The organism is Paraburkholderia sp. WC7.3g (genome assembly GCF_050436345.1).
Taxonomy (GTDB): Bacteria; Pseudomonadota; Gammaproteobacteria; order Burkholderiales; family Burkholderiaceae; genus Paraburkholderia; species Paraburkholderia podalyriae.
In genome coordinates this window covers 257,931-276,609 of sequence record NZ_JBNDMA010000003.1, presented here as the reverse complement: position 1 = coordinate 276,609, position 18,679 = coordinate 257,931, and the positions used below count along the sequence as shown (strand labels likewise).

Sequence of the window (18,679 nt, the reverse complement as noted above, 5' to 3'; positions counted from 1 at the left end):
GAATAACGGAAGTCAAGGAACGCTGACGAACCCGTAGGCATCTGATGCGGCGCGCCTACGTCCGCGCTTCCAGTTCCTGGACGTCGTCCGGTTGACCGGCATTCTGAATCGTGTCCCACCACCGCGTAACGGTTCTGTGGCTGCCAAGACCCAGCGGGCTGCTCCCTGTTCGTGGATTTTTTCGCGGGCGAAGTGCCTTCGGCCGTAGGTGTTGCGCAGTGACCTGGGGGCTTTTCCTCGGCGGCCACTGTCCCCGCTGCACTCAACGTAGGTCGCACGCACGATCCGAGCGTCTCGTCCTTCATCGTTTCCGCCGGCCGTAGCCAGGACCAGGCGGAGATACCGAACCCGAAAGTATGCCCGACGTCGGACCGGTGACGGGCAAAGGCACGCCGCCAACTCGTCACTTACCTTTGTACTCGATGAGCCGCTCGCCTGGAGTAATGGGCTGTAGCGCAAAGAGTGCGCCGATGAGAGGCGCGCAGTGATGCGTTGCAGTCGCATGTTTTGATTGTAACGTCCGACGGTCTTTTTCGTTCCCCCCGAGACGCCAGGCATAGCGCCGCGGTCGAAAGTATTCGAAGAGCTAAGCTATTCAAAGAGCCAAGCGCTATTACGCAACTAACGGTCACGCATCCGCCGTCGCCTGCCTGGCTTCGCCACGATCCCGTCTGGCAGGGTCGCATGGGCCGCGTGTTTTCATGTTCCATCTAACTCCCACTGTGTGAGGGCAGTGTCCGGTTGCAGCTCAGCGGCTTCCCCGCGCTGCATGTCCATACGGGCCTTTTCGCAAACGCTATGAACACTTGCCATCCTCAGCCCCCGGCTCGGCTCACCCCGTCGCTCCGGTGCGTCCGCCAGCTCGCAATAGGTCGGTGCCACCTGTGGACACCCGATGCGCAGACGTGCCGCTAAATTTCCCCGATGGCGGATGTCCATTGGGGCGCTGATCAACGTCATTTGCGCAGGACCAAGGTCGTGGAAAATGCACTTTCTTGCGTGAGCGTTGATAAAGCTGACGGCACCTGTCGCGCCGCGTCCGCCTACCGGCGGAGCCGTTAATCAGGTGTATGATACTCTCATATATTCATGAAAACAGGGGCTAGATCATGGCAAGCAAACCGCTAACGATTACTCTGACACCCGAGCTGTACGAGTTCGTGCGCTCCCGAAGCGCAGGCGGCGACTACAACAGCGACAGTGAGGTAGTCAGGGACGGTCTCAGGCTGCTTAAGGAGCGCGATCAGCTCGTCAAGCACTGGCTGAAAGAACAGGTTGTGCCGGCATACGAGAAACTGAAAGCCAATCCCGGAAACGCTCTAACCCGTGAGCAATCCGAAGCCAGGCTAGCCGAACGGCGCAGCCAACGCAGGGCAAAGAGAAAGGAACCTGCCGCGTGATTCAGTACGTTGTAAATTATGCGGAAGAGTTCGACGAACGGCTGGAAATCATCGCGGACTACATGGAGTTCCACGGGTGCTCCGAGGCTTCAATTGCACGATATATCACGGAGGTGTACGACGCGTGCGAAGCATTCGCGACTTACCCGAATCGTGGAACTCCCCAGGACGATGTGATGCCGGGTCTCAAGACTACTCACTACAAGGGGGATACGATTCTCGCTTTTGTCGTTGAGGAAGATGCAGAAGCGGTGTGGTTTCTTGGCGTCTTTTACGGTGGCCAGGATTGGCAGTCGGCATTCAGCGATCGGAGTTCGAACCACTAGGAGTACTCCACATTCGCGGACGGATTGAATAGTCACGCATGATGCAAATCGCTTGTCGGCAACCCATACTGCGTGATTTCAAAAATCTTAAGAAAACTATTCAGATAGGTCGTGACTCTCGCCTGCAATGTTGAGTCGCAACGCAGCCCCAGGGTATTTGTCTCACCTCGATAGGATTCGTTCGGAATACTGCATACAAGACGTTGGCGATTTTATCTATGTCAACCTCGCTATTAATGGAAGAACACTTGCACTAAACCGCTGACGCGGTAGGGGTGGAGAGCCAGAGCTTATAGCCGACGTTCATCAGAGGTGGTAGTCGGGCGCTGGATCGTGACCGAGGAGAAGTGGACACCTCCAGGAGCAATATATGGATGCCCAACCGGGCTTCAACATTGTTTCCAGGAGGTTCCCATGACGCCATTGCGTCAACGCATGTTAACCGACATGCAGATCAGAAATCTCGCTGAGAATACTCAGCGATCCTATCTTCTTCAGGTTTCAAGCTTCGCCCGGCACTTCCGCCGTTCGCCCGAGTTACTGGGTCCCGAGGAGATACGGGCCTGGCTCATCTATCTTCGGGAAGAGCGCAAGCTAGCGCCCGCCAGTCTCCACCCAACGATCGGTGCACTGCGCTTGCTCTACCGCGTGACGCTCAAACGCGACTGGAGCGACGAGGACTTTCCATTGCCGAAGAAGCCGTTGAGACTCCCCGTCATCCTGAGCCTCGATGAGGTAACAACCTTTTTCGACGCTATTCCCAGCCTGAGGTACCGTGCCATTCTGATGACCGCATATGCCGCCGGTCTTCGAATTTCAGAAGTGGCGCACCTGAAGACCACCGATATTGACAGCCGGCGCATGGTCATCCGCGTGAACCAGGGGAAAAACCGTAGGGATCGATTCGTGATGCTCTCACCACGGCTGCTCGAGATCCTGCGAACGTACTGGCTCAATGCTCACCCTCGCGACTGGCTTTTTCCCGGCGACATCCCCGGACACCCGATTACCACTGCCGCGATCTGGCAGGCATGCAACAAGGCACGGCAGCGCAGCGGCATCCAGAAGCCGATTACGCCGCATGTGCTGAGGCACGCGTTCGCCACTCATCTGCTCGAAGCCGGTACTGACGTGCGCAAGATCCAACTGCTCATGGGCCATAGGTCCCTTGCCACCACTTCGCGGTACCTTACCGTGGCCACGAGCACCGTGTGCTCCACAACCAGCCCCTTCGACCTGCTTCCGCACCCCGCACCCATTCAGTCTGCGCCCGCTGTGCCAGAGGACGTCTGAACGCAGTCATGCGACCGGCGATCGAAGTGGCGGACATCTTCCGCCGCTGCGGCCCTCAGCATCGGCAAACCCATGCCGAAGGGCTCAGTCGTGCCCAGCGTCGCGTGATGAGCGCCATCGAACTGTGTCGTACCGCCGCGCTCGGCGCCCATCTCGAGCAGTGCAATACGTGCTCACATCAGCGCATCACCTACAACTCGTGCCGGCATCGCGCCTGCCCGAAGTGCCAGTCGCTCGCCCGTGCGCAATGGCTCGAACGTCGGCGCGCGGAACTCCTCTCATCGGTCGAGTACTTCCATGTCGTCTTCACGCTTCCCGAATCCATCGCTGCGCTCGCCTTGCAGAACAAGAAGACGCTCTACGATCTGCTGTTTCGCGCCAGCGCCGAGACGCTGCGCACGATCGCCGCCGATCCGAAGCACCTGGGCGCCGAGATCGGCTTCATCACAATCCTGCATACGTGGGGCCAGAATCTGCTGCATCATCCCCATGTGCATTGCGTTGTGCCAGGCGGTGGCATCGCCCCGGACGGCGAGCGCTGGATCGCCTGCCGTCCGGGCTTCTTCCTGCCCGTGCGGGTGCTCTCACGGCTCTTTCGCCGATTGTTTCTCGAACAGCTGGGCCGCGCGTTTGACGCCGGCGCGCTGCGCTTTCATGGCCAGCTTGAGTCGTTGCGTGACCCGCGAGCGTTCGCCGCCTGGCTCGCGCCCGCTGCTCACGTGGATTGGGTCGTCTACGCGAAACCACCGTTTGGTGGCGCCGAACACGTGCTCGACTACCTGGGCCGCTACACCCATCGCGTCGCCATCTCCAATAACCGGCTGCTTGCCTTCGACGAGCGCACCGTGCAGTTTCGCTGGAAGGACTACCGGCACGAGGCCAGGCAAAGGACCATGACGCTCACGGCCGACGAGTTCATTCGCCGCTTCCTGCTGCATGTGCTACCAGAGGGCTTCAAGCGCATCCGCAGCTACGGATGGATGGCCAACTGCCACCGGTCTGACAGGCTCGCTACGTGCCGGCAACTGCTCGGCGTCGAGGCTCCCGCCGCCGCGTCAGCCGAGCCCAGCGAAGACTACCGTGACTGCTACCAGCGACTGACCGGCAAGTCGCTGCGCGACTGTCCCGTGTGCGGCACGGGACACATGCTCCGTATTGAAAGTATGCCCGGTAGCCTCCCACGAGCCCCGCCAGGTTCCGTCCATGCCCACTAGTTGCCAATGCACCTGTTTCTGGACACGTTTGCCTATCCCGACGAGGCAAGCGCGGCTGCACTCGTACCTTCGATTCGTCGCAGCACCCGAATGGCACAAAACGTCAAAGCCTTTGCCTGCGGCTCACTACATTCGTGCGTCTCTCGCCACGCAGGCGTCACGCGATTGTGTCGAGCACAGGTGCGATAACCCACCACGGGCCTCGCAAATTACCGCAGCAGTCATTCAATGCCCATAGCGGTCACCGCCTGCGGAGCGGTTTAGCGCAAACGGTTTTTTAGTTACCGACCGCGGACTGATCTCAATCGGCCTAGTGATGCGCCTGTAGCCGCGATCGCTAACAAAAAAACGCTCTGCATTATCCTTATAGTTAGGTTCAAGTTGAATTTTTCGCAAAAGCACCTTCACGAATTGGTGCGTGGCACCCTGAGAGGGATGGGGCGTGTCCGCATCGACATAGCGTCGGTAGTCCCTCCTACTGGGGCCGACGCCGGGACGAGACCGGATCGTGGATCACCATTTCCCCGTCGACGCGATGCGCCGCGCGGCGATCTTCGCTACTCGACGCCGCTCCGTCCGATTGTGGTAATACAGCGCGCGAATGCGCCGGTCCGTGGCACACCTGCGATCAGGAGTAGAGGTTGAGACGGAAGTCAGGGAACAGCTCGCACGTCATCGCGGTTACGCGTCGAGGCGGCGATCGAGCAGCGATTGAGACTGTTGGCGGAAGTCACGGGGCGCAGCCAGTCGTTTTTTCTCAAGCAGTTGATCGAAAAAAGGCGTCGACGCGATGGAAGACGCGTGGCTGCCGCAGGAAGTGGTTGCCAAGGTCCGCAGCGGGGCACTGCCGCTGCCGCAGCGTGGCACGACGTTGGATCTGTTCGAGGGTCCAATTTACGATCAGTGAGCACGACCGCAGAGCGTATCCGTGAGGGACGGCGGCGAGAGGATGCGACTTGCCGACGCCGCTCAGATTCATCGAATCGCTGCTTCAGTCGCCAAATGAAGGGTACATAATTGCGGCTATCTACTCCTTCATTTCCGGACAAACCGAGGAAGGGGCGAACGACGCGTCCACGGTTGGACGAGCTGAAGTCGCACTATCGCTGGGTGGACTGGGCGATAGCGCGGTCAACCGAGTGCTGAACGAGCGCCCCAATCGGTTATTGAACCGATTTGCGCACGCCGTCCCGAGCTAGCGGAGACAGGGCTGAGGTGCTCCACCGAACGTGACCAATGCCGCTGAAAAGACCACATCGCCGCCGTCATCAGCAGCGCGGCTGCGACCGTCATTCGACTGTGCACCGCTGGGCCATCAAGCTGTTGCCAGTGCTGGAGAAAGCGTTTCGCTGCCGCAAGCGGCCGGTTGGTAAGAGCTGGCGGCTGGACCAAACGTACCTCCGCGTCAAGGGGGAATGGCGGTAGCTGTACCGGGCCGTCGACAAGGACGCCAACATTATCGACTCTCTGCAACGCGCCCATCGGGACAAACTGCCGACCCGGCGCTACTTTGAGAAATCGATCGTCCAGAACGGTGTACACCAGACGATAACCATCGACAAAAGCGGCGCCAATCTCGCCGCGATCAATGCCGATCGTGAAACGCCCATCAACATCCGCCAGTCGAAATATCTCAATAACCTGGTCGAACAGGACCATCGGGCGATCAAGCGACGGACGCGGCCCATGCTAAGGTTCAAGGCATTTCGCTGTGCCCCGATTCTTCTGGTCGGCATTGAAATTATGCACATCATCGCTGAAGGGCAGATGAAATGTCCTCTCGGGACCCCTCCGTCCGCCGCTGACCAATTCTACGACCCTGCAATATAAGCACTACTTCGCATATCGATCTCACTCGCCCCTTGTTCGTTATCGACAAAACCCATCGGCCGGGCAGGAATAGCGCCTTCGAGTTGCGGCTGAGCGCGTTGAGTCCGTCTCCGGTTCGTGCCTCTCGCGCAGTTCACAAACGGCGACGCCACGTTCGTGTTCGGACAGCCTAGCGCAGTCGTCCAGTTGCATTCTCTAGCCGCACACGGAACGAAAGGCGGCTGGGCATTCCAGTCGCATTTCATTCGGATGCGCCGATCACGCAGTTGAGCCCGCTTTTCACCGCCTGGTGCGCGGTCCAGCGCAAGACTGCTTCAGGACGGGTGCTGGGCGAGAGCGAGCGCATTCCGGTGGCCGACGCATTGCGCGCGATTACCCTGGGTGCTGCGTACACGCTCAGGATGGACCATCTGATCGGCAGCATCGAAGTGGGCAAATTCGCGGACTTCGCCGTGCTGGCCGACGACCCCACCGATATCGCAGCCGAACAACTGAAAGACGTCGAGGTGTGGGGAACGGTGTTGGGCGGGCGTGTTTTTCAGTCGCCAGCAAAATGAATGCCGCTGCTGCTTCTGCTGCTGGGGGCCCCGGGCCACCCATTCCCATGGTGGTGGTCGGAGGTTACCTGGGGGCGGGAAAAACGACCTTGCTCAACTACGTGCTGTCGAACGCCGGGCAGCGTCGGTTGGCCGTGCTGGTCAATGATTTCGGCGATATCAACATCGACGCCGCGCTGATCCGCGAACGAACCGACGACGTCATCAATCTGGAAAATGGCTGTATCTGCTGTTCAATCGGCGGCCGGCTCGTCGACGCTCTGCTGAAAATCAGCGCCCGGCCCGAACGTCCCGAGCTGTTGATCATCGAAGCGAGCGGCGTTTCCGATTCGGTGAAGATCGCGCAGATCGGCCTGCTCGACCGCGCATTCAGGTTGAACGGGATCATCGTTGCAGTAGACGCCGAGCGCATAGGAGAGACGTTGCGAGACCCGTATGTCGGCGACATCGTGCGCCGGCAAATCGCGGGCGCGACGGCAATCGTGCTCACCAAAATAGATCTCGTCACAGCGCAGGAAAAAGCGACGGCGAAACAAGCGGCGCTGGCGCTGGCGACAACTGCGATTCTGCTCGAATCGGTCGACGGAAAGATACCGCTTGAATTGATCTTCGACGCGAGTGTAGCGCCTCGCCACCGCACCGGCAATTTGAACCTGACGAAGGGCGCGCACCTCAGCAATCATCTGGACATCTGCAGTTTTTCCTTTCGATCGGAGGCGCGCCTCGACAGGAAGAAACTCAAGGCTGCCTTTGGCAGCCTGTCCGTCCCGCTATTGAGAGCCAAGGGCATTGTCTGGCTGGAGCACGAGTCCTCACCGCAGGAGCTCCACGTGGTCGATGGCCGCATTCTCATCGCGCCATTTTCTGGCAACGCGGCAGCCGTTTCGACGATCGTCCTGATCGGACGTTTTACCGATGAAGACGAGCATGCAGTCAAGCGCTGCCTCGACGGTACGCGAGCGGTGAACTAGCGCTGGCGTGCCGCAGCCTCTCGCAGCCTCTCAATGAGGCTCAGCCATTTGCTCAGGCTATCCGGACCAGAGACGCTGCACCAGGCGAAACCAGTGCACTGGCCCTACCGTCAAGCGGCCGCAAAACCTACACTTTTATCAAGAGGTCGCTGCCTGGGCGACATCACGAGACCGACCCAAAATCATTGAGCAGGAGACATGCATGACTACTACACAAACGTCCGCCCCTATGGTGACCGCGGAAACGCTCGCTGACTTTTCCGACGCGTTCAATCGTCACGACGCAAACGCGCTAATGAACTTCATGACCGAAGACTGCGTGTTCGACGCAGCGGGCGGAAGCGAAGTATATGGTACACGCTTCGTCGGCCGCGACGCGGTACGCGCGGCATTCGAAGGGGTCTTCAAGACCTTCCCGGATGCACATTGGGGAAAGGGGCGTCACTACGTCGTCGGTGAACGCGGTGTGTCCGAGTGGGTGTTCACCGGCACGCATGCGGAAGGCTGGCGCATCGAAGCAGAAGGTTGCGATCTCTTCGAGTTTCGTGATGGGCTGATCGCGGTCAAGCGTGCCTTCCGCAAGGAACGTCCGACGCAGAACGTTTGATACCGCCGAGGAGCTTCGCATGGAACACAGTGTCATTACACGGGTCGGCGAGGGCTTGTCTGCGGAACGGGACAGCGCCACGCAATATGATCCGACCTACGACCCGCTGGTGTCGCCAGGACCGGGGCAGGGCAAACAATACGCACCGACCTACTGGGTCGCGACCGCCGGTACGCCGCCGCCCGACGATGGGCCGATCACGAAAGATATCGACGTGGACGTTGCGATCATCGGCGCGGGCTATACCGGGCTCGCCACCGCGCTCTGTCTGGCCCGCGAGCATGGCATCAAGGCCGTGGTTCTCGAGGCCAACAAAACCAGCTGGGGCTGCAGCAGCCGCAATGGCGGGCAAGGCCAGAATGCGTCGGGACGTTTGTCGCGCTCCCAATGGATCGAGCGCTGGGGTAAAGAAGTCGCGTTGAAAATGCACGACGAGATCCAGCAGGGCTTCGACAATTTCAAGTCGCTGGTGGCCGAAATCGATTGCGATCCGCAGCCAGGCGGGCATTTTCTGATTGCGCACCGGCCGCGCATGATGGCGAAACTCGCTGCCGAAGCCAAGGTCTGGAAGGACGTATTCGGTTACCCGTCCGAGCTTTTCGATCAGGCAACGTTTCGCCGCGAGTTCGTCAACGATTCCGAAGCGGCCGGCGCGCTTCATGAACCCGAGGGTATCGGCATCCATGCGTTGAAGCTCGCGTTTGGCTATCTGAGGCTGGCGCGCGAAGCGGGCGCCAAAGTGCATCCCGCGAGCCCGGTGATCGGGTGGGAAACCATCAACGGCGTTCATCATCTGCGCACGCCGGGTGGCATCGTGCGGGCGAGGGCTGTTGGTATCGCGACCGGCGCGTATACGGCACAGAACCTCCATCCTTCGCTGACTAGCCGCATGATGCCTATCCTGTCGAATTCGATGGTGACGCGTCCGCTGACGCAGCAGGAAATCGCCGCGTGCAACTTTCGCACGACGCAGGTTCTCACCGACACCCGCACCTTGCGTTTCTACTATCGCTTCCTGCCCGACAACCGGTTGCAGATCGGCAGCCGTAGCGCGATCACCGGTGCCGATGCGCCGCACCCACGTCATTACGAACTGCTCGTCGAAGGGATGGGCCGCAAGTTCCCCGCCTTGCGGGGTGTCGCGATCGACTACTCATGGTGGGGCTGGGTGGATGTGAGCCACGACATGATGCCGCGCGTCTGCCAGCCGGATCCAAAGCAGTCGGTCTATTACGCATTGGGCTACGGCGGCAACGGCGTGTCGTATTCACAGCAGGCGGGCCGCCGGCTCGCCGAACGGATAGCAGGCAAAGGCGCGAAGCAGACGCTGCCGATTTTTACCTCACCCTTGCCCGGCCACCCATTCGCACCGTTCCGTCGAATCGGACAACGGATGCTCTATCAGATGTATTTCCGGCGCGACGAGAAGCCCTGAGCGCGACCTGCGTACCGCGCCACACGCGGTGCGCCACCCATCACTGAATGTGCCATGCACCTGGCACCGCGCAGACGGGCCAGTCCGCACGTTCAGTCATCAGAAAGACAACATGCAGCGAAGCGCGCAAGCGCATTCGCTCGATCCGGAATTGACGGCGCCCGAGTGCAGCCACTCCACACGCAGAATCGCACGGACGGCGCTTGAATGAACAGGATATGGAGGTGACATGCAACCATCGATGAACAGAAGTGAATTGAAGACTGGGCTCAAGCAGCGCCACATGACGATGATCGCGCTTGGCGGCGTGATCGGCGCGGGTCTCTTTGTCGGCAGTGGCGTCGTGGTTCAGCAGGCCGGTCCGGCTGCAGTCCTATCGTTTCTGATTACCGGCGGCCTGATTGTGCTGGTCATGCGCATGCTCGGAGAAATGGCGTGTGCGATGCCGGCAGTCGGCTCGTTTTACGAATACGCGCGCCAGGCCTTCGCCGGCAAGCGCGGGCCCGGCAAACTTGCCGGCTTTTTGACCGGCTGGATGTACTGGTATTTCTGGGTGATCGTCGTCGCGGTCGAGGCGGTGGCCGGCGCGAAACTCGTGCAGTTCTGGCTACCGGATACGCCTGCGTGGGCAATCAGTCTTGTGCTGCTGGTGGTGTTGACCGCGACCAACCTGATCTCGGTGGGCAGCTACGGGGAATTCGAGTTCTGGTTTGCGTCCATCAAGGTCGCTGCGATCATCGTGTTTCTGTTTCTGGGTGGGCTGTATGTGCTGGGGCTGTGGCCTGCGTCGATGCACACGACCTCTGTGATGCCCACGCTGCTGTCGCACGGGGGGCTGATGCCGAAGGGGATTGGCCCGGTATTGAGCGGTGCGGTCGCTGCGACGGGCTTTTACTTCGGTGCGGAGATCGTCACCATCGCGGCTGCCGAAGCCCATGAACCGGTCAAGGCGGTGGCCAAAGCCACTAACTCGGTGATTACGCGGGTTCTGTTTTTCTATGTCGGTTCGATCGTTCTCGTGGTTGCGCTGGTGCCGTGGGACTCTCCGAAAATGGCCACGCCGTACGTCAGCGCGCTCGACGCGATGGGTATTCCGGCCGCCGCGAACGTCATGAATGCCATTGTGCTGACCGCGGTGCTGTCCGCACTCAATTCCGGTCTCTACGCAGCCTCGCGGATGATTTTTGCGCTGACCCGTTATGGCGACGCACCTGCCGCCCTCGCGAAGGTGAACCGCCGCGGCGTACCCGTTCGGGCGATCCTGATCGGCACCTTGTTCGGCTATGTGTCGGTTGTCATGTCGTATGTGTCGCCGGACACGGTTTTCGCCTTTCTCGTCAATTCGTATGGCACGGTGGCCATCTTCGTCTATGTGCTGATCGCGCTGTCACAACTGAAGCTGCGCGCCCGGCTCGAGCGTGAGGCGCCGGAAAAACTGCGGGTGCGGATGTGGTGCTACCCGTACCTGACCTGGTTCGCGATCGTCGGCATGGTCGGCATTCTGGTGGCGATGGCGTTCATCCCGGATCAGCGCACGCCGCTGTGGCTTGGGGTCGTGAGTCTCGGCGTGCTGCTCGTGGCGTTCGCGTGGCGAGCCCGGAAACGCCGCGCAACCTCTGCTGAAGCGGAATTCGTAGACTATCGCGCGCACACCCGTTGAAGCCTGTGTAACACGTGCCGTTTGATGTGCAGCGGCTGTCGCAAGCGACAACCGCTGCACGCGTTTCTATTTTCGCACCGTGGATGAGAGCTGCAGTAGCGGTCCAATGTGTATCGCTGTTTCCTTTAACTTCGGCACCGCCCTGAGCAGATCCTCGAGACTCGCACGTGCCGTGGGGGCATGAACCGCCAGCGCCGCGAGCACATGACCATCCCCCACGTTGCGCACCGGCACCGCGACCGCCACCATCCCGCGCACGAACTCCTCGTTGTCGACGCCGATGCCCCGTACCGCGAGCCGGTCGAGTTCGGCTTCGAGCAGATCGGCATCGGTCAGGGTGCGATACGTCATCGATTTGAGTTGCAAACGCCTGATGGCGGGACCGCGCTCGGCCGGCGCCATCTGCGACAGAAAAAGCTTGCCGCTCGCGGTGCAGTGCAGCGGTACGCGCGTGCCCGGCTGCATGTGCAGCCGCAAGGGTTCAGTCGTCTCGACGCGCTCGACGTAGAGGACGGTGTCGCCGTCGAGGACGGTGAGGTTGCAGGTCTCGCCGAGCGCATCCACGAGCGTACGCAGCAATGAGCGGCAAGCACGTGTAAACGTGCTGTTCGCGAGCGTGGCCAGAGCGAGCTGGGCGGCGCGTGGACCGAGTGCGATGCCGCGATCGGCGCCGCGCGAGTCCGGCATATGCGTGACGTAACCCCGCGCTTCGAGCGACTCGATCAGGCGCATCAACGTCGCCTTCGGAATGAGCAGACGCGAGGACAGCTGGGAGAGCGAGAATGGCTGTCCCGCAGCTGCGAGCTGTTCCAGCACGTTGAGGGCGCGCAGCACGCGGGTGTCGTCGGTGGAATCGTGATGCGGTGAGGGAGGGCGCGTGGTGTCTCTCATGGGGTCTCGCATGGGTCTCTTTCGCGGCGGACGAAGATGAATGCACCCGGTCGGATCAGTGACAACCCGGATGAGCGCGTCCGGATAGCATGAAAAGTGAAACAAAAAAGCTGGTTTTCGTACCGGATTGTTTAATCGTAACCGGATTATCTTGAGGCCGAAACAGCCATCCAATAAATTAGAACGAAACCTACCGGTTTTCATAAGCAAAAGCATAAGGACGGAGACATCATCCATGACACGGAGTTTCGACTACGTCGTCGTCGGCGCGGGATCGGCCGGCTGTGTAATTGCCAATCGCCTCTCGGAAAACGGACGCTTCTCGGTGTGTCTGCTTGAAGCCGGGCCGCCTGACCGCTTTCTGTGGATCCATATTCCGATCGGTTACGGCAAGACCATGTTTCATCCGGTCTACAACTGGGGCTTTTACACCGACCCCGATCCCAACATGCTCGATCGCAAGCTCTACTGGCCGCGCGGGCGCACGCTCGGCGGCTGCAGCTCGATCAACGGACTGATTTACGTTCGCGGCCAGAAGGAGGACTACGACCACTGGGCCGCGCTCGGCAATCGCGGCTGGAGCTGGAAGGAGTGCTTGCCATACTTCCGGCGGCTCGAACACAACGAGCTGGGTGCGTCGCCGACACGCGGAGTCGACGGCCCGTTGTGGGCCACCACGATCAAGCAGCGCCACGAACTCGTCGATGCTTTCATTGCCGCGTCAAATCGCCTGGGCGTCCCAACCGTCGACGACTTCAATCAGGGCGATCAGGAAGGCGTCGGCTATTACCAGCTGACGACCCGGCACGGCTGGCGGTGTTCGACCGCCGTGGCTTACCTGAAGCCCGCGCGCCGCCGTCCGAATCTTCATATTGAAACCAATGCGCTGGCGTCGAAGATTCATTTCGAAGGCACGCGTGCGACGGGCGTGCGCTACGTGCAGCACGGCAAGGTGCAGGAAGTGCGCGCGCATCGAGAGGTGGTGCTGACGGCCGGCGCGCTGCAGTCGCCGCAATTGCTTCAGGTCTCGGGCGTCGGGCCGGCGAAGCTGCTCAACGCGTTCGGTATCCCGGTCGTAAGCAATCGGGCGGGCGTCGGTGAAAATCTGCAGGATCACCTGCAAGTGCGCCTGACCTACGAAGTGACCCGGCCGATCACGACCAACGACCTGCTGCACTCCTGGAGCGGACGCGCGAAGATGGGCCTGCAATGGGCGCTGTTTCGCGACGGGCCGCTTTCGGTCGGCATCAATCAGGCTGGCATGTTCTGCCGCGGGTTGCCGGACGAAGCGAAAACGCCCGACATCCAGTTCCACTTCTCGACGCTCTCGGCCGACACCGCTGGCGGCGATGTCCATGAATTTCCTGGCTGCACGTATTCGATCTGCCAGTTGCGGCCGGAATCGCGCGGTGTCGTGCGGATCCGCACCAACGACATGCGCGATGCGCCGTCCATCCAGCCGAATTATCTCGCGACCGATCTCGACTGCCGCACGACGGTCGCGGGTGTGCGTTTCGCGCGCCGGGTCGCCGCCACCGAGCCGATGGCGTCGCTGATGAAATGCGAGGTCCGTCCGGGCCCGCATGCGCAAACCGACGACGAACTGCTGCACTTTTGCCGCGAATACGGCCAGACGATCTTTCATCCGTCGGGCACCGCGAAGATGGGCGTGGCGAGCGATCCGGGCGCGGTGGTCGACGAACGATTGCGTGTGTATGGCACGCGGGGACTACGCGTGGTCGACTGTTCGATCATGCCGACGCTGGTCTCGGGCAATACCAACGTGCCGATCGTGATGGTTGCCGAAAAGGCGTCCGCCATGATCCTCGAGGACGCCGGCGCTGACGCCCGGCAGGTCGAGGAGGTGCATTCGCTGAACGTGGCGACCGAGCGCTGAAGCAGACAGTCACAAAGGGAATTGACGGCAGGAAGTGAACCGGGCGCCGCCTGGATAGCTGCATTCGAAGTGGTAAAAGCGGCAGCAGGCGGCGAAGTTCGCGCCCCGGAGGAGACAGACGGGGGCGTCGGACCGTGCGGCGTGGCGAGAACGGCGCACGGCCATCCATCGGAGGAGGAATTATGGCAATCGATAAGCGGGTTGTGCGTCGCGTTGCGTTTGCGAGCGTGATCGGAGCGACGGTCGAGTGGTACGATTTTTTTCTGTACGGCGTCGTTGCAGGCATTGTGTTCAATAAGCTTTATTTTCCCGCTCACGATCCGCTTGTCTCGACGATGCTCGCCTACGGCACGTTTGCCGTCGGCTTCATCACGCGGCCGCTTGGCGGCGTGCTCTTCGGTCACTTCGGCGATAAGGTCGGACGCAAGTCCGCGCTGATCTGTACGCTTGTCATCATGGGAATCTCGACGGTAGGCGTGGCCCTCGTCCCGACCTTCGCTCAGATCGGCATCTGGGCGCCGATCCTGCTGCTCACGCTGCGCGTGCTTCAGGGGATCGGACTGGGCGGTGAATGGGGCGGCGCGGTGTTGATGGCCTACGAATATGCGCCGCCCAACCGGCGCGGTCTGTATGCGAGCCTGCCGCAGATCGGCCTGTCGATTGGCTTGTGTCTTGCGTCGGGGATTGTGGCGGTCATCTCGCGGCTGCTGCCGGAAACGGCGTTTCTCGCGTGGGGCTGGCGCCTCGCGTTCGCCGCATCACTCCTGCTAGTGGTGATTGGCCTCTACATCCGCCTCAAAGTCATGGAGACGCCCGAGTTTCTCGCGCTCAAGCGTAACCGGCGCGACGTGAAGATCCCGTTTATCGACATGGTGACGCGCTATCGCAGCTCAGTCCTGCTCGGCATGGGCGCGCGCTGGATCGACGGCGTGTTCTTCAACATCTTCGCCGTGTTCATGATCGGCTACCTCACGCAACGTCTCTCCATGAGCCGTACCGAAGCGCTCACCGGCGTCATGATCGCCGCCATGGTGATGTGCTTCTTCATTCCGGTCTTCGGCCGGATGTCGGACCTGATGGGACGCGCACGCGTGTACCGCTGGGGCTCGCTGATCTGCGGCCTATCGGTACTGCCGGCGTTCTGGCTGATGGAGAGTCAGGCCGGCAACACGGTCGCCGTATGGCTTGGAATCGTGATTCCGTTCGGCATCTTCTACGCGATGGTCTACGGTCCGGAAGCGGCGCTCTTCGCCGAACTCTTCGACCCTGAAGTGCGCTATACGGGCATCTCGTTCGTGTACCAGTTCTCGGGCATCTTCGCGAGCGGCCTCACGCCGATCATCGCCACCGCGCTGCTGCGCATGAATGGCGGCAAGCCGTGGTACGTGTGCGTCTATGTCGTGTTGTCGGCGCTGCTGTCGGCGTGGTCGGCGCGAGCGATGGAACGGCGCACGAAAACCTTCGACGCGATGGCGACCGTGCGCTAAAGGTGAACTGGAGGCGCCGCGGACGAACGCGGGCCCTCACGAAACGGGTACCGCGAGGCACTACGCTCATAAATAAACGGAATGATTTGTACCGAAAAGTCAATTCGTTTAAGATGGACCCACCGCGGCGGGAGATGCCGCATGCACGAGCGCGCCGTCGCTACGACGAGACGCGGAGGACGACAAAGTGACTGATATCGTGACTGGCAAACCCGACCGAATGGTCGCGGTACGCGGCGTTTTTGGCATTGATTCCAGCCTGATGGTGCCCGCTTTCAGCGAGCGCGACGACCATGTGCCGGAGATCGACGAGGCTTACCGTTTCAATCCGGAGGTGACCCTCGCAATCCTGGCCGGCTTCAGCCGCGACCGCCGGGTGATGGTGCAGGGCTTGCACGGTACCGGGAAGTCCACGCACATCGAGCAGGTCGCCGCCCGGCTCAACTGGCCGTGCGTGCGCGTGAATCTCGATGGCCATATCAGCCGCCTCGATCTGGTCGGCAAGGACGCGATCGTCGTGCGCGACGATCTGCAGGTGACCGAGTTTCAGGAGGGGATCGTGCCATGGGCATTGCAACGCCCGGTCGCGCTGATTTTCGACGAATACGATGCTGGGCGCCCGGATGTGATGTTCGTGATTCAGCGCATCCTGGAGCGCGACGGGAAGTTCACGCTGCTCGATCAGAATCGCGTGATCCACCCGCATCCGTACTTCCGCATGTTCGCGACCACCAACACAGTGGGTCTGGGTAACCTGAATGGCCTGTATCACGGCACCCAGGTGTTGAATCACGCCCAGATGGACCGCTGGAATGTGGTGGCCACGCTCAATTACCTGCCGCGGGCGGAAGAAGCGGGTATCGTGCTCGCGCGCGTGCCGGAGCTCGCCGACGAAGCGGGCCGGGCGCTGATCGAATCGATGGTGAGCGTCGCCGAACTCACGCGCAAGGGCTTCGCGAGCGGGGACCTGTCGACGCTGATGTCGCCGCGCACGGTGATCAACTGGGCGGAGAATTGCCAGATTTTCCGTGATCCCGCCATGGCTTTCCGCCTGACCTTCCTCAACAAATGCGACGAGGCCGAGCGCTCGATCGTGGCCGAGTATTTCCAGCGCTGCTTCGGCGCGGAGCTCGAAGCCGAGGCCGGCCGCGAAGCGCACGCGCCGGAATCGCACTGATGAGTGCGAACCGGCAGGCGGCGCGCCGCGCGGAGCAGCGCGAGGCCCTATGCGCGGCGGCGGTACGCGCGCTCACCGGCGACGCCGCGCTGCATTACCGCGACGGCCGCTTGTGTCGCGACCTGCGGCCGCTACCGTTGCACGCGCCGCACCTGCGCACCGATTCCCAGCTGGATGACTTCTCGTCCCTGCGCGGCGCCGCCGATGGCGCGGCCTTGCGCGTCATGCACTCCGACGCGCAGCTGCACCGCCGGCTCTGTCCCACGGATCCGCTCGAGCGGCTGGTGTTCGAACTGCTCGAGCAATTGCGATGCGAAACGCAGCTGCCACCAGGCATGCCGGGCCTGGTGCAGAATCTGCGCGACCGTTTTGAGGCATGGTCGCGGGACTTCTATCGCTCGGGGCTCACCGAGGACCATCTCGGCATCCTCCTGTACACCGTGGCGCAGATTGCCTGGTCGCGCCTCACGGGTTGGCCCGTGCTGGAAGATACCGAAGACCTGATTGAAGCCACGCGCGCGGCTATCGTGCCAGCGCTTGGCGTGTCGCTGGCCGGCCTGCGCCGGCATCGCGCGGCGCAGGGCGCGTTCGCGGTCCATGCGCTCGAGATGGCGCGGCGGGTAGGCGAGATGATCCGCGCCGCGCGTGCGGAGCAGATGCAGGACGATCCGCCAGAGACCAAGGACGATAAAGCGCGCACGGCGTTTTCGCTCTGGTTCGATTTCGACGACAACGAGCTTGAGGATATGGCCGTGGCGCTCACCGGTGACAGCCGCGTGCTTGAAGCCTCGGACCACGGCTATCGCGTCTACACCACGCGCTATGACCGCGAGATCTATCCCGGCTCGCTGGTCCGCAAGGCGTGGCTCACTGAGTTTCGCGAGCGCCTCGACGAGCGCATCGCCGCCCTGGGCGTCAATGTGGCCCGGCTGGCGCACGCGCTGAAGGCGGCGCTGGCCATTGCACAACGCGACGGCTGGTCGTTCGGCGAAGAGCACGGCCGCATCGACGGGCGGCGCCTCGCGCAGCTGGTCAGTTCGCCGGCCGAGCGGCGCCTGTTCCGGCTGGAACGGTATACGCCGTTGGCCGACTGCGCGGTGAGCTTTCTGATCGACTGCTCGGGCTCGATGAAAGCGCATATCGAGCCGGTTGCCATGATGGTGGACATCCTTACGCGCGCACTCGACCAGGCTGGTGTGACTACCGAGGTGCTGGGGTTTACAACCGGCGCCTGGAACGGCGGGCGCGCCCGCCTCGACTGGCTGGCGCAGGACCGGCCCCGCCATCCCGGGCGGCTCAATGAAACGTCTCACCTGGTGTTCAAGGACGCGGCGAGGAGCTGGCGGCGCGCCCGCGCGGATATTGCCGCGCTCTTCAAGGCTGACCTGTTTCGCGAAGGTGTGGATGGCGAGGCGGTCGAATGGGCCTGTTCGCGCCTGCTCGCTGGTGCCGAGGCCAGACGGATACTGATCGTGATCTCGGACGGCAGTCCCATGGATAGCGCGACCGCTCAGGCCAACGACGCCTACTATCTCGACAACCATCTGAAGGAAGTGGTGGCGCGTCACGAAGCCTCGCGCGACGTGGAAGTGTTGGGCCTCGGTGTCGGACTCGATCTCAGTCCGTATTACCGTCGTTGTCTGGCCGTGGACCTGTCGGTGCCACCCGATATGAAGCTATTCGCCGAGATCGTCGGATGGATCGGCGCGGGCAGGCGGCCCGGTGTCCGGTAGCCGACGCCGCTCGGCCTCAGCCGGATAGCTGGTGCACGGAACACAGCATCAGGTAGCACCCAATCACCACTAGCACGCCGAACGGCAACGCGGCGCGTGGCCACGGCCGATAACGGCGGCGGATAGTGTCGTGCCGCGATCGTCGCCAGCACCACCACCGGCAACGCTAGCGTGGCATGCGCCCACGTATTGGCGCCGAGT

Annotated in this window: 13 protein-coding genes and 2 pseudogenes; 14 read left to right on the top strand and 1 reads right to left on the bottom strand. The window is 61.7% G+C overall.

Annotated elements, in window-relative coordinates; translation table 11 throughout:
• Window positions 1-1,109: 1,109 nt before the first annotated feature.
• From OKW43_RS32620 to OKW43_RS32575, 10 genes and pseudogenes are all read left to right on the top strand, one after another.
• A complete protein-coding gene (locus OKW43_RS32620) occupies window positions 1,110-1,400 on the top strand; it encodes a type II toxin-antitoxin system ParD family antitoxin (protein ID WP_090812048.1) in 291 nt (96 codons plus the stop codon).
• Complete coding sequence (locus OKW43_RS32615) at window positions 1,397-1,726, top strand: type II toxin-antitoxin system RelE/ParE family toxin (RefSeq protein WP_429452283.1); 330 nt, start codon at window positions 1,397-1,399, stop codon at window positions 1,724-1,726. Before OKW43_RS32620 ends, OKW43_RS32615 begins: the two co-directional genes overlap by 4 nt.
• 414 nt (window positions 1,727-2,140) lie before the next feature.
• Window positions 2,141-3,019, top strand: a complete 879-nt coding sequence (locus tag OKW43_RS32610; RefSeq protein WP_429452281.1) for a tyrosine-type recombinase/integrase — start codon at window positions 2,141-2,143, stop codon at window positions 3,017-3,019.
• An 8-nt stretch (window positions 3,020-3,027) separates the two neighbouring features.
• Window positions 3,028-4,233 carry an IS91 family transposase gene (locus tag OKW43_RS32605; protein ID WP_429452279.1) on the top strand — a complete coding sequence of 402 codons (1,206 nt, stop codon included), beginning with the start codon at window positions 3,028-3,030 and terminating at the stop codon, window positions 4,231-4,233.
• A gap of 1,290 nt (window positions 4,234-5,523) precedes the next feature.
• Window positions 5,524-6,063: pseudogene (locus tag OKW43_RS32600) on the top strand (IS6 family transposase); the annotation flags it as partial.
• Window positions 6,064-6,269: 206 nt separating this feature from the next.
• A pseudogene (locus tag OKW43_RS32595) lies at window positions 6,270-6,620 on the top strand (amidohydrolase family protein); the annotation flags it as partial.
• Window positions 6,617-7,591 carry a CobW family GTP-binding protein gene (locus OKW43_RS32590; protein ID WP_429452277.1) on the top strand — a complete coding sequence of 325 codons (975 nt, stop codon included), beginning with the start codon at window positions 6,617-6,619 and terminating at the stop codon, window positions 7,589-7,591. The pseudogene OKW43_RS32595 and the gene OKW43_RS32590, both read left to right, overlap by 4 nt.
• Before the next feature lie 202 nt (window positions 7,592-7,793).
• Window positions 7,794-8,198: a nuclear transport factor 2 family protein gene (locus OKW43_RS32585; RefSeq protein WP_429452275.1), complete on the top strand. Its 405-nt coding sequence runs from the start codon at window positions 7,794-7,796 to the stop codon at window positions 8,196-8,198.
• Window positions 8,199-8,217: 19 nt separating this feature from the next.
• On the top strand, window positions 8,218-9,633 hold the full coding sequence (locus OKW43_RS32580) for an NAD(P)/FAD-dependent oxidoreductase (RefSeq protein ID WP_429452273.1): 1,416 nt from the start codon (window positions 8,218-8,220) through the stop codon (window positions 9,631-9,633).
• Window positions 9,634-9,862: 229 nt separating this feature from the next.
• Window positions 9,863-11,293 carry an amino acid permease gene (locus tag OKW43_RS32575; RefSeq protein WP_429452271.1) on the top strand — a complete coding sequence of 477 codons (1,431 nt, stop codon included), beginning with the start codon at window positions 9,863-9,865 and terminating at the stop codon, window positions 11,291-11,293.
• A 66-nt stretch (window positions 11,294-11,359) separates the two neighbouring features.
• Here the strand turns inward: OKW43_RS32575 and OKW43_RS32570 are convergent, their stop codons facing one another.
• Window positions 11,360-12,184 carry an IclR family transcriptional regulator gene (locus OKW43_RS32570; protein ID WP_429452269.1) on the bottom strand — a complete coding sequence of 275 codons (825 nt, stop codon included), beginning with the start codon at window positions 12,182-12,184 and terminating at the stop codon, window positions 11,360-11,362.
• 235 nt (window positions 12,185-12,419) lie between these two features.
• On the opposite strand from OKW43_RS32570, the gene OKW43_RS32565 reads away from it, so the two are divergent.
• From OKW43_RS32565 to OKW43_RS32550, 4 genes are all read left to right on the top strand, one after another.
• The gene (locus OKW43_RS32565; RefSeq protein ID WP_429452267.1) at window positions 12,420-14,081 is read left to right on the top strand and encodes a GMC family oxidoreductase; all 1,662 of its coding nucleotides are present in this window, start codon (window positions 12,420-12,422) and stop codon (window positions 14,079-14,081) included.
• Between the two features lie 182 nt (window positions 14,082-14,263).
• A complete protein-coding gene (locus OKW43_RS32560) occupies window positions 14,264-15,568 on the top strand; it encodes an MFS transporter (protein WP_429452265.1) in 1,305 nt (434 codons plus the stop codon).
• Between the two features lie 187 nt (window positions 15,569-15,755).
• On the top strand, window positions 15,756-16,745 hold the full coding sequence (locus OKW43_RS32555; RefSeq protein WP_429452263.1) for an AAA family ATPase: 990 nt from the start codon (window positions 15,756-15,758) through the stop codon (window positions 16,743-16,745).
• Window positions 16,745-18,478, top strand: a complete 1,734-nt coding sequence (locus tag OKW43_RS32550; protein ID WP_429452261.1) for a cobaltochelatase CobT-related protein — start codon at window positions 16,745-16,747, stop codon at window positions 18,476-18,478. Before OKW43_RS32555 ends, OKW43_RS32550 begins: the two co-directional genes overlap by 1 nt.
• The last annotated feature ends 201 nt before the right edge of the window (window positions 18,479-18,679 follow it).

Bases quoted from the DNA above. Each gene is read 5' to 3' on its own strand.
- OKW43_RS32620 (WP_090812048.1), top strand. From the start codon at position 1,110: ATGGCAAGCAAACCGCTAACGATTACTCTGACACCCGAGCTGTACGAG.
- OKW43_RS32610 (WP_429452281.1), top strand. From the start codon at position 2,141: ATGACGCCATTGCGTCAACGCATGTTAACCGACATGCAGATCAGAAAT.
- OKW43_RS32605 (WP_429452279.1), top strand. From the start codon at position 3,028: ATGCGACCGGCGATCGAAGTGGCGGACATCTTCCGCCGCTGCGGCCCT.
- OKW43_RS32590 (WP_429452277.1), top strand. From the start codon at position 6,617: ATGAATGCCGCTGCTGCTTCTGCTGCTGGGGGCCCCGGGCCACCCATT.
- OKW43_RS32585 (WP_429452275.1), top strand. From the start codon at position 7,794: ATGACTACTACACAAACGTCCGCCCCTATGGTGACCGCGGAAACGCTC.
- OKW43_RS32580 (WP_429452273.1), top strand. From the start codon at position 8,218: ATGGAACACAGTGTCATTACACGGGTCGGCGAGGGCTTGTCTGCGGAA.
- OKW43_RS32575 (WP_429452271.1), top strand. From the start codon at position 9,863: ATGCAACCATCGATGAACAGAAGTGAATTGAAGACTGGGCTCAAGCAG.
- OKW43_RS32570 (WP_429452269.1), bottom strand. From the start codon at position 12,184: ATGAGAGACACCACGCGCCCTCCCTCACCGCATCACGATTCCACCGAC.
- OKW43_RS32565 (WP_429452267.1), top strand. From the start codon at position 12,420: ATGACACGGAGTTTCGACTACGTCGTCGTCGGCGCGGGATCGGCCGGC.
- OKW43_RS32560 (WP_429452265.1), top strand. From the start codon at position 14,264: ATGGCAATCGATAAGCGGGTTGTGCGTCGCGTTGCGTTTGCGAGCGTG.
- OKW43_RS32550 (WP_429452261.1), top strand. From the start codon at position 16,745: ATGAGTGCGAACCGGCAGGCGGCGCGCCGCGCGGAGCAGCGCGAGGCC.